This is a genomic window from Pseudomonas marginalis, from assembly GCF_900105325.1.
Taxonomy (GTDB): Bacteria; Pseudomonadota; Gammaproteobacteria; order Pseudomonadales; family Pseudomonadaceae; genus Aquipseudomonas; species Aquipseudomonas marginalis.
In genome coordinates this window covers 4,409,480-4,420,419 of sequence record NZ_FNSU01000003.1, presented here as the reverse complement: position 1 = coordinate 4,420,419, position 10,940 = coordinate 4,409,480, and the positions used below count along the sequence as shown (strand labels likewise).

General features: G+C 52.7%; 8 protein-coding genes and 1 pseudogene. 7 read left to right on the top strand and 2 right to left on the bottom strand.

Annotation, left to right across the window (positions count from 1 at the left end):
* Positions 1-6 precede the first annotated feature (6 nt).
* From BLW22_RS29915 to BLW22_RS29890, 6 genes are all read left to right on the top strand, one after another.
* Positions 7-1,776: a TnsD family Tn7-like transposition protein gene (locus BLW22_RS29915; RefSeq protein ID WP_235865619.1), complete on the top strand. Its 1,770-nt coding sequence runs from the start codon at positions 7-9 to the stop codon at positions 1,774-1,776.
* A 292-nt stretch (positions 1,777-2,068) separates the two neighbouring features.
* The gene (locus BLW22_RS29910; RefSeq protein ID WP_235865618.1) at positions 2,069-3,700 is read left to right on the top strand and encodes a TniQ family protein; all 1,632 of its coding nucleotides are present in this window, start codon (positions 2,069-2,071) and stop codon (positions 3,698-3,700) included.
* A 415-nt stretch (positions 3,701-4,115) separates the two neighbouring features.
* Positions 4,116-5,282: an SAVED domain-containing protein gene (locus tag BLW22_RS29905; protein WP_074848058.1), complete on the top strand. Its 1,167-nt coding sequence runs from the start codon at positions 4,116-4,118 to the stop codon at positions 5,280-5,282.
* A complete protein-coding gene (locus BLW22_RS29900; RefSeq protein WP_074848056.1) occupies positions 5,283-6,533 on the top strand; it encodes a nucleotidyltransferase domain-containing protein in 1,251 nt (416 codons plus the stop codon). It begins immediately after the preceding gene.
* A complete protein-coding gene (locus tag BLW22_RS29895) occupies positions 6,517-8,301 on the top strand; it encodes a ThiF family adenylyltransferase (protein WP_074848054.1) in 1,785 nt (594 codons plus the stop codon). The genes BLW22_RS29900 and BLW22_RS29895 overlap by 17 nt, the downstream gene beginning before the upstream one ends.
* Positions 8,298-8,780, top strand: a complete 483-nt coding sequence (locus BLW22_RS29890) for a Mov34/MPN/PAD-1 family protein (protein WP_074848051.1) — start codon at positions 8,298-8,300, stop codon at positions 8,778-8,780. Before BLW22_RS29895 ends, BLW22_RS29890 begins: the two co-directional genes overlap by 4 nt.
* A 28-nt stretch (positions 8,781-8,808) precedes the next feature.
* On the opposite strand, the gene BLW22_RS29885 is transcribed toward BLW22_RS29890, so the two are convergent.
* Entirely contained in the window at positions 8,809-9,357 is a 549-nt protein-coding gene (locus BLW22_RS29885) for a 3'-5' exonuclease (RefSeq protein ID WP_010565120.1), read from the bottom strand.
* A gap of 227 nt (positions 9,358-9,584) precedes the next feature.
* On the opposite strand from BLW22_RS29885, the gene BLW22_RS29880 reads away from it, so the two are divergent.
* The gene (locus tag BLW22_RS29880) at positions 9,585-10,217 is read left to right on the top strand and encodes an antitoxin Xre/MbcA/ParS toxin-binding domain-containing protein (RefSeq protein ID WP_235865616.1); all 633 of its coding nucleotides are present in this window, start codon (positions 9,585-9,587) and stop codon (positions 10,215-10,217) included.
* Between the two features lie 122 nt (positions 10,218-10,339).
* Here BLW22_RS29880 and arsH read toward each other — a convergent pair.
* A pseudogene (arsH, locus tag BLW22_RS29875) lies at positions 10,340-10,901 on the bottom strand (arsenical resistance protein ArsH); the annotation flags it as partial.
* Between the last annotated feature and the right edge of the window lie 39 nt (positions 10,902-10,940).

Genomic DNA, 10,940 nt, shown 5'->3' with positions numbered 1-10,940 from the left:
GATGAAGTGCACCTTAAACTCCATTTCTTCCCCACAGCGTTTCCAGACGAAACGCTGCACAGCCTGATTTCTCGCTATGCCAGTCTTTGCGGTGTTCGTAGTATCCGAGCCGCGTTCTCCGGCCTGAAATCGGCGGCGGCATTTTCACAGAATGTCGCCTTCCCAAGTCATCTTAGGGATTTTGTCGAAGCGCTACCCAGCGGTACCGAGCTATCAGTAGCCGAGATTCTTATGCGCCACACGTTATTACCCTACTACGCGCCATTTTTGAGTATGCGCCAGGTAGAACATGCTCGTGCGTTGATGACCGCTGATGGCAAAGGCCTGATGCTGAAGCTGGGTGTCAACGCGAGCCGTATTGAATTCGCCTCTAGAGTGCGGTTATGCGAAGAGTGTATTGCCCAAGATCAGGTACAACGGGGGGTCGCTTACTGGCATAGGGTTCACATGCTTCCGGGCGTGCTGGTCTGTCCGCATCACGGCACGTCACTCAGGATCCTTGATCATCGCTGGTCCAGCCGCAACTCTCGACAACTCACACTGCCGAGTGACGAGCATGTCCAAGCACACACGATACCTCTTGATATCCCGTCGGTGTGCAAGCCGCCGCTCCACGATATAGCGTTGCGCTCGCTTCAGGTCCTTGAATCTGAAGTCAGTGCGTTGTCGGCAGATACGATGCGCTACACGTTTATGCAAAAGGCAACACAGCTTAATCTTGCCTCTGGAAACCACCGTTTATATCTGCAACTGCTGGCACAGCACATGTCCAATTTTTTTACAGTACTGCCTCGAGATTGGGAATTTGCTGTACTCGGGAACGTCGGTGGGGATACACCCGCCACATGGGTCACGAAGCTGCTTCGTAAACCAATCACCTCTCATCATCCGCTCAAATACATTCTATTAGCCGGTGCACTGGACGTTGACATGGCGAGGTTGCTGCATGAACAACGCCCGCTGGAGCGGGAAGTGGCGTCTGGTCCGAAAACACACATGCGGCTACCTAGGCGCGATATACCGGAGACGTCGAGTGAAGGACTGGACTGTTCGTTGACCGCTGTATGGGAACATGCCCTTGAGGGAGCTGATGCAAAAAAGATTGCTGCCGTTTTAGGCGTCTCATTGGCGTACGTCTATCGCCGCATCCGCAGCGTACCTGGCGGTCAAGATGCTTGGAGGAAGGCTCGATTTCAAATTCAGCTATGTGCAAGACGCAGGGTCTTCGAGGCAGATTACCGTTTGCAAAAAGCACATGCGTGCAAGGGGTACGCTTGGCTATATCGAAATGACAAGCAGTGGCTGTCGAGATCAACTAAAAACCCAAGTATCCATCGCGCGCCCCGAATCAATAGTTCAGAGATGTTCGCTTCTCTCGATAACAGACTAGCCGGGGAAGTACGGCAGTGTGCTGATGTACTATATGGTTTTAAAGGTAAGCCGGTTCGCGTGTCACGTACCAGAATTGGGAGAGAACTTCATGTTCTGTCTCGCTTCGAAAAGCAGCTCAGCAAGCTTCCTCTCTGTGCAGCAGCGCTTGACAAGGTATGTGAATCAGTTGAAAGCTTTCACGAACGGCGTTTACGGTGGGCTAGGCGCAAACTGCTCTCGGAGGGCAAGCCCGTGACGCGTTCTTCGCTCTACAGGCTCGCGAGCATACGGCTAACGTGTGAGCCAGCCGGTAATAAATCACCATTCGACACCCCGCATTCAACTCTTTGTGCCACAGGGCATTCCACAAAAATCCGTTTACTTCTCAAAAATAGCTGGCATTAAGCTACGTAGGTCGCGATATGAGAAGTATGTTTCATCTAGCGATCAGAATAATCTTGATTGTATATTCCTCACGCGTTCAACTAGCGGGAGCTGGATTATCGATACGTGTTTTGGATTCAATGAATACTGCTACGATTGCGGTTGGATAATCCATCAAAATTCGGAGCAGGGTGACACCCTATCGTGTGGTCATTTCAGAGAGCCTAACCCCGGTACAAAATTTAATGTGTAATCTATATACTCCATCTTGGATCCGCGTTTTTTTTAACCCTACTTTTTTAATCGGTAAATGATGTCTGATCTACTATTTTTCCCTGTATCGATGCCGGATGAAATGCTGCACTCTCGCGTCACCCGCTATCACTACCTGTCAGGGAATAGAACAGCGGCGGAAACCTACCGTGATTTATTCGCATCTAAGCCATTTAGCATCGGTGGCATTGTGCCTCAGCAGATTGAGAAGCTCGCCGACAGGCTACCAGGGCAGCTGGAGAGCAATCTCGCAGAACTGATCAGTAACAACACGACGTTTCCTGCGTACAGACCTTTTCTAGGTGTTAGGCAAGGACCGGAGGACCATTCTGGATCGCACGCTTTTGATGGGGTGGTACGAATTCCTCGCCGCGAAGAGTCCATCCATGGGAAAGCTAAGCTTTGCCCTAACTGCGTTCAGGAGGATTTGATCGATTGCGGTTCTGCCTACTGGCATCGATCACACCATATACCCGGTGTTTCAGTCTGTTGGCGCCACGGGGACTCGCTGATCCATGCTTGCCCCAAGTGCTCTCACCCTTTCTATCGAAAATTGAAGCTGCTTCCAAATCTGACTGAGCCATGTGCATGCGGGTGGAGTCCGCTCAACGCTAAGACGACGCATAAGGGCTCGGATCTGGAGAAGAAGGTCGCGCTATTCGCGCACGATATCTTGCAACGAAAGATCCCGCCAATAGGTAGCGCGGTATTAAGTTCTTGCTATGTGCGGCAATGTAAGAAACGTGGATTTGCATTTGGAAAAAATGCGGGCATTGCGAAACTTTTTGATAGTATTCAAAGTGCTTATGGCGATGAGTATTTAGCGCAAATTGATCCGGCCTACAATAATGGAAAGCATGAGCAATGGATTAGGCTGAAGTCAGACAAGGGTCAGCTTAATATGCCATTAGCGCGACATTTGATTATCGCGCTTCATTTATTTTCCAGTGCTGATAATTTCGAGGGAGCGTTGAAGAAGGAGTCTATCCTGCTAAGTGCTTCGAGTTCGCCACGACCTTCTAAAAATGTAGATGCGCATTCCGGTAAAATGATTAAGTACCGTCAAAAAATCGAGATGCTTTTGGCACTGCGCTCCGAGGCTGATGTGGAATACCTCTGGAAAAAAGCCTATAAACCAACTCATTGGCTAATGGAAAATGATAATGCATGGCTGATCGCAAAACTTCGCATGCCTAAGAAGGTTGCCGTTAAGGTTGAGAAGACTATCGACTCAAGAGACGCTGGTTATGCAGCCCTTATTGAAGCGGGCGTGGATGAGTTGTATAGCGTTGCGAAAGATCCTAAAAGGGTGAACATTAGAAATTTGCAGACGCTGCTCCCAAACTCCTTACCTCACGGCCTAGATCTGCGTAAGCAGAGGTTCCCTCTTACTTATCACCAGATCAAGCGTCACCAAGAGTCAGTGTGGTATTTCCGATTAAGGACATTGGTGTGGAGCATCTCTGAAATCATAAGAATGAAGCTGCCGGTGAACTATTCGACTGTAAGATTGACCTCGGCGGTAGCAAGCAAAGTTTTCTTGGTTTTTTCCAGCTTCTTCGAGTGGGATCTGGAAAGCTTGGCGAGAACAGGCGTGGATGCAGAGGCCTTGCTCAAGTCTACCGGCGTATCGAGAGACTGGGAGGGACCGCCGATTGCGATTAGCTTCTGAGGGCATCTGCGCTCCATCCGCCCCGAAAACGTCCTCAGGGGCTGGAGCGATAGCTTTAAGAACCGATTATAGCGCATCGGGTTCTTTAGCTGGTTCTTGTGGGGGGCGCCCGGAGATTGACGTCGTTTGGTTTTTGAGCGAGATATTTATCGAAATTAGCGAGTTTATGTCTTCTGCATAAACTCGCTAATTTCGATAAATACGCTTCTGGCCAGCGCCATAACCCATCAGCATTTGCAAGAAATCGAAAGCTGCCATCACTCCGTTTCGATGAGTCAAAAAAAGCATCCTGGCCAAGCTGACTCGGCATTAATCACCCTCAGATCTCTCTTGAAATCGCGGCAAATGACCTTAATATGATCTTATCTTGCCATCATCGTTTTCAATCATGGATGTTTCTCGGGGGTAGGTCGAAATGGCAGAACCAGAAGACGCTAAGCCCGCGAGTGGGCGCTTTAACACGAATGATGAGACGAAGCGGATCGTATGGACACAGACCGCTGGTCATTGCGAACTGTGCGGCACAGATCTAACGTTCGACTATCGTGCCGGCAAGCCAATGAAATGGGGCGAAGTGGCGCATATCCTACCCGCCAGTCCCAAGGGGCCTCGGGGACGCGCGGATCATGATGCTGAGGCGCACACGAACGATACTGCTAACCTGATGCTCCTGTGCCCAGGCTGTCATGACAAAATTGATCGTGACGCAGACGGTTATCCTGAAAATGATTTGAGTGGTTTACACCAAGCATACCTAGAGCGCATCCGAATCGCCGCAACGACCCCTGATGGTGGCAGAGCGATTCCTCTCATTGTCCAGAGTCAGCATTTCCAGACGATCAACGATATTCCCGTTCGCGATCTGTTGACTGCGATGTCTGCGGAGGGATTAACCGCCTTCGATCAAGGCATCAAAATTGCGTTCCCTGCGCCCGGACCGCGCGGCAGGGACGCTGCCTATTGGCAGAACGTCAAAGACAGCATCCAGTACGAGCTGGAGCAGCAACTCAAGCGTCGCGGCGGCACCTATGGCGACTCGCCCGCGCTAGCAGTAGTAGGCTTGGCCGATATCCCAGCTTTGATGATGTTGGGCCAGAGCATCGGCGATCGTTCCAAGCGCTTAATCTTCTCTTTTCACCGCGAGCATCTTTTGCGCTGGCCCGATCAGTCTGCTGAGCCGCCCAGTTTTCTGTTTACGCCTCCACCCAACGGCGATGGTCCACTGGCGTTGGTGCTCTCCATTTCTGCGCAAGTTCCAGTTCGCGACGTGATCGACGCTCTACCCGGTGCACGTATTGCAGAGCTGTCGATTCCTGAACCAAGCTACGCGATGGTACAGAACCGTAGGGTGATTCATGCCTTTCGCGACGCGCTCCAAATACGACTGAGCCAGCTTGAGGCTCTGACTCCTAATCCTATCCACGTCTTCGCCGCCATCCCTGCGGCACTGGCTATCGAGTTTGGCGCGTTGCTCACAACGCAGCATCAACATACGTACCTGATCTTCGATCGGGACAAGGACAACCAAGATCGGTTTACGCAAACACTGCAATTGGGCTCGGTGGCCCAGGAGGCTATGTAAATGCTTTTGAGCAACGAACAGACCAAGCGCAGCAGTTGGGAATATTTTCTGCTTCGCGCCGCGCGGGAAATCTCGCTGTCGGAAGCGCAGTACGAAAAAATCAACGACCGCTACTCCCAACTGGAAAAAATCCTCTCGGCTTCTGACAATCCGTTGCTCGCTGAGGCCCATATCTTCGTTCAGGGCTCAATGCGGCTGAAAACCACCATCAAGCCAATTCCCGGCGCGCCTGCAGATCTGGACACCATTGATGCGGACGCGATTATCTGGCTCCCTCACGCTCAAGGCGCTGGTGCGAAGGAAGTTCTAGAGGCGATTGAACAGCGTTTTAGAGAAGGCTCCCGCGTTCAGGAAGACGTTAAGCAACTACGTCGTGGTATTCGGATCGTTTATGCCGATGAAAATCCAGGTTTTCACATCGATGTCACACCTGCCCGCGCGATCAACGGAAATGGCGAAGCAAATGGCGAGGGAAAGCTGGAGGTTCCGGATCGGGTCACAGGGTGGAAAGCAAGCAGCCCTATTCCTTACTCGAATTGGTTGCAGGTCGCTTCCGCCCAGGAAATCTCCTTGGAAAGCTTGGTGATTGCCAAAAGCCAGCGAATGCTTGATGCCGCGACACAAGATCCTTTGCCGCATTATCAGGACTACATCGATCAAGATCCCCTGCGTGCGACCATAAAGCTGCTTAAGCGGCATCGCGATGAATGGGCCATCAAAACAAGGAGCGCTGATACTCGGCCCATATCTGCAGTTATCACTACTCTGGCCACTCACGCGTACCTGGATGTCGTGAAGGAGTCCCAGTCGAAGCCTCTGGCACCGCTCGATGCAATTCTGGAAATCGTTCGCAGAATGCCGCAGCACATCGCGCAAAGAGGTAGCGATTGCTTTGTCTGCAACCCTGCTGATAACGGCGAAAACTTTGCAGAGAAGTGGAATCGACCCGGCGAGGGGCAAGGCTATCGCCAAGCATTTACCAAGTGGCATGCGGACGCCAGTGCATCTGTGTCATTGGGTTTAGAAAGTTTTGAATCCAACGATTCCTTTGCCGAGGCAGTGAAAAAGAATTTTGGTATTGCACCGGCATTCATTACGGCAGTGAACAATGAGATCCCTGCGAATTGGACGATGCCCGGTCGACCGGATGGCACTACTCGAAACTCTGCTTCGATGGGTTCGCTCTTCGGAGGGGCCAGCAGTGGCGGAACCTCTCAGTCGAGCGTAAAGCCAGTTGGACGCCTTGGCTGATCCTCTTAAGACGCCATTGCAGCGCGGAATCGCAGCACTGCGAAATACCCTAGGTCAGGATGCAGCCGATGCATTGCTCCAGCCCGCACCCATGCGGGCTGACGAAGCGGCGTGCTTTCACTTCCCCTTGCCCATCGATTACACGGGGCAGGAGCGACGACTGCGTATTGGTTTCCCCTCCAACTTTCCCCGTGGGCTCTTGCGGCTGAACGTCGAACCTTCTCCATGGCTGGTTTGGCCGCATGCCACTAAGTCGGGGCTTTGCCTTCATGGCTTTCAGGAACGCCCCATTATGGGCTCTCCGGAGGTCGTGGTAGAGGACAGCCTTGCTCGCTTGGCCCAGATCGTTTCGTTGTCCAAGATGGGATCAAGTCAGGCAACGCGCGATATCGAATTTCAGAATGAGATCACTACCTACTGGTCTTTTCAGCACGGACAGTCGTACCAGAACCTTTTACTTTTGGATCGACCTCAGGCTGCCTCGCAGTTGTTTGCTCTCAGCGATCCGCGCCGGGCTCTGCCATCCGGTCAGGAAACGGTTTGGCTAGCATCGAACATAGCTGCACTCAAAGGGCATTACCGACGGGTTGTCGGGCGCTCCGCTGTCATTCGCGCGGCCGAAACACCTGGTTTTTACGTCAAGCTTCAGACTTATCCGGATATCCGCACTCCGAACCCAGAAGATTTATTGCTGTGGCTCACGCCACACCTTCAACCAGACGATGCCGAGCAATTGCTGGCATGGTTTGAGCTGCATGGAACGTTGGCGAGTCGATGGATTGTCCTGGAGCTTCCTGGGGGGACGGATGCTCCAACTTATTGCCTCAATGTGCGCTCGCTTGGCGTACAGCAAGAGCGGGGGGCAAAGTTTGGCTTGCGCACAGCGCGCCGCCGGCCAGCCATCGCAAATGCACATCCCCCGGCACTTGTCCGCGCAACTGCCCTAGACGTGCTTGATCGTGCGTCCATTCTGTCCCGCGATATAAGCGGCACTGCAAAGCACCTTGAAAATGCTCGGGTCGTTTGTGTTGGCGTTGGCTCGTTAGGCAGTGCGGTGGCAATACAATTGGCACGCTCCGGTGTCGGCCACCTTACCCTCATCGATCCTGACACTCTGGTGTCAGCCAATCTGGGTAGGCACGTTCTGGGAGCGGATAGCCTAGGGAGGCTGAAAGCCTCAGCGTTGAGGGACAAGATTCTGTTAGATCTTCCGACTACAGAATGCACCGCTTATTCGACTTTCGCCGAAGTAGTTATGAGCAGCAAACCAGAAGTATTCGATAACGCAGATCTTGTGGTGATTACGACAGCAGACTGGCAGTCGGAGGTCACTGTATGGCGAGCCAAATCCAGCGGCGTTTCTTGGGGACTTTTACAAGCCTGGAGCGAACCGTATACCCAGGTAGGCCACGCGCTATTCGCACCAGCCGGTACCTTTGATGGCCGTCATTTATTCACGGACATCGGCGATTTTCTTCATAAGTTTACAGAGTGGCCGGGAGGAGGTGTGGTTCCACTGCCGGCGTGTGGGGAGAGCTTTATTCCAGGCGGATCACTGGGGATGACCAATATTGCCTCTATGGTGTCGCACACGGCTTTACGCGCATTGACCGGCAACATTGCCACTGCATCTTGGGTCAGCAGTATCTACAGGCCTGAAGATGTGCCGAGCCTAGGAGGCCAATACCATGGGCCCAAACTGCCAGAGGGGGCGCAGCAACTCCTACTCGAGCGCGGATGGCCGGAACCTAAGGATGAAATGGTATGACGGATATCGCTTGGCGCTGGAGATGGGCGGAGGTGGATTCCGAGCTATTGGTGTCGCAAGCTGTCGCGGACATCTTGGATAGTCATCGGCAGGTCCTTTTTGGCGTGGAGCGAGGGGGACAGTTATTCGTCAACCCGGTTAGTCCGAAAGGGTTGCTGCTGGCCTTGGCCACGTTGCCTCATCGCGCCGATCGGTCAGGCTGGTCTTGGCTAGAGTTGGATGCGGAGCGGTGCCGTCAGGAGATCCAAGCTGCCAACGAACAAGGGTTACGTCTGGTGGGCTATTGGCATACGCATCCCCAATCTGTTCCGGTGATTTCTCCGGCAGATATAGGAAGTTTCTCCAGATTTGCTGCGCGTTACACGCAGGATCTGCCGCACCCAATAGCCGTTATCGTTGGCAAGTCCGAAAAACCAGAAGGCATCAAGGCTTGGTCGTTCAGGGGCGGCAGATATGTTGAGGCAACCTGGCTTAGATAAGCTTCAAGTCGGTGCCATGGGAGGCATGTCAGCGGTTACCCTTACCCGCCAGCATTAGCGCGAAGAGCTCTGCCTGAAAGCGAGCATCATCCAATGCGTTATGGTTCGGTTCGCTGAGTGGCTTCAGGGCAGCGGTCATCTTGGATGATTTTGTTTCCTGCCAGCTGCAACCTACAGCTCCCATGAAGTAGGCCTTCATGTCGATAGCGGTAAAACCAAAGGGGTTGGTTTCCAAGTATTTGTGGAAGTAGTAGTTGACGAATGACCAGTCAAACGGTGCATTGAGTCCTACGAAAATGACCTTCTGCCCCGTTTGGCAGGATGATTTCAGCCATTCACCAAATGTCAGCATCGCCTGTTGCGGAGTGAGTCCTTCGCGCTCCAGCTTCTCCAGACTCAGCCCCGATACTGCCAGTGCTTCTGGGTCGTGTTTTGGACTGTCAGGTCGTAGTTCAAGATAGATGGACGTGGCAGGTTGATCTACAAGGCAGGCTCCAATGGAAAGCAGACTGTATTCGCCTGGTATAGGTCCAGAAGTCTCGACGTCGACGGAAACATAAAGCTCATCAGGGTTCATGTCATATCCTTTTTGTGTAGTTGCCAGATCACGCTCAAGCTCGTAACCATGTGACGGTGGAAAGGCGGCAAAGCCATTGCCCCATTTTTTGCTGTTGCACTCGCTATCCGGCGTTCGAGCAGCGGCAGTGCATGTCTACCGGAGGAGTGCACGTTCCTTTGGTCAGCTCTGCGCCCGAGCATAATGATGTGTGTCATTCTCTAATCGCGGATGAGGGCCGGACAATCATGAGCGAGCGTTGGATAGTCAAGTGCCATAATACTGAGGACGGTACTGGCGACATCATCATTGACCTACCTCCAGAGTTGCTTGACCAAATGGGGTTAGGTGTTGGGGACGACCTGGAGCTAACGGTAGCGGATGGCACATTAGTGCTGACGCCCATGGACAACGCAGCATCAGTGCGGCCCATGTTTGCTGGCGTCCTGCGTCATGATGCCTATCATGCTTACCGCACGCGTCTGGAGGCGCTTCTTCATATCTCCGTCAATGCTTCGGATCTGGACATTCACGACATGATTGTAGCTGGCTTCTCGGCCAGCCTGATCAAGGTGCTTTGTGATGATGGAACCATAAGCGACGAAGAACGTGACAGAATAATTCAACCCAAAGCGCTCAAAACAAAATTGGCAGCCAATCAGCTTTTAACGTTGCATGAGAGTGACCACCTGTTCCGGTTTGGACACATTACCGCCATGGCCGAGGTGATCTTCGGTGACAAAGGGAAGGCCAAACAATGGCTTTCGAAACCCAAAGCCCGTTTTTTGGGAGAAAGCCCATCGGCGATGGTCACTACATCTCACGGCACACATCTAGTCGAAGAAATGCTGATTCAGGTGTCTGAAGGCATGTCATTTTAATCCAGCCGCAGCCGAGTAGAATCAACCCAAGCGAGTACGCGATCGCAGCTGGCATTGTTAAGGCGGCGCGCTCCGTTAACTCGGGTGACCACGGAATTGCTGAATATTTTTCTAACCTATCTTCAGATGGAGCGCTGATTCACTCGTTTCGACAGCTCTTCAGCCGACTCTTTGCGTTCCGAGTAACGGTCTACCAAGTAGTCCTGACGGTCACGCAATAGCAGGGTGAACTTCATCAGCTCCTCCATCACGTCGACCAGGCGATCGTAGTAGGACGAAGGCTTCACACGTCCATTCTCGTCAAACTCGGTAAACGCTTTGGGCACTGAAGACTGATTGGGGATCGTCACCATGCGCATCCAGCGACCTAGTACCCGCAACTGATTCACCACGTTGAAAGACTGAGAGCCGCCGCACACCTGCATAACGGCCAGAGTTTTACCTTGGGTCGGACGCACTGCGCCCATCGCCAATGGCACCCAGTCGATCTGAGCTTTAAAGACGGCGCTCATCGATCCATGACGCTCCGGAGAACACCACACCTGCCCTTCAGACCCACTGCATTAGCTCGCGTAGTTCCGCGACTCTGGGGTGGGTATCCGGAGCATCATCAGGCAGTGGTAATCCTGACGGGTTGAAGATTCGTGTTTCTGCACCGAAGTGCTCCAGCAACCGAGCTGCTTCTTGGGTAGGTGAGAACTGCTGATTAGTGATTTGTCTGGC

Bases quoted from the DNA above. Each gene is read 5' to 3' on its own strand.
- BLW22_RS29910 (WP_235865618.1), top strand. From the start codon at position 2,069: ATGTCTGATCTACTATTTTTCCCTGTATCGATGCCGGATGAAATGCTG.
- BLW22_RS29905 (WP_074848058.1), top strand. From the start codon at position 4,116: ATGGCAGAACCAGAAGACGCTAAGCCCGCGAGTGGGCGCTTTAACACG.
- BLW22_RS29900 (WP_074848056.1), top strand. From the start codon at position 5,283: ATGCTTTTGAGCAACGAACAGACCAAGCGCAGCAGTTGGGAATATTTT.
- BLW22_RS29890 (WP_074848051.1), top strand. From the start codon at position 8,298: ATGACGGATATCGCTTGGCGCTGGAGATGGGCGGAGGTGGATTCCGAG.
- BLW22_RS29885 (WP_010565120.1), bottom strand. From the start codon at position 9,357: ATGAACCCTGATGAGCTTTATGTTTCCGTCGACGTCGAGACTTCTGGA.
- BLW22_RS29880 (WP_235865616.1), top strand. From the start codon at position 9,585: ATGAGCGAGCGTTGGATAGTCAAGTGCCATAATACTGAGGACGGTACT.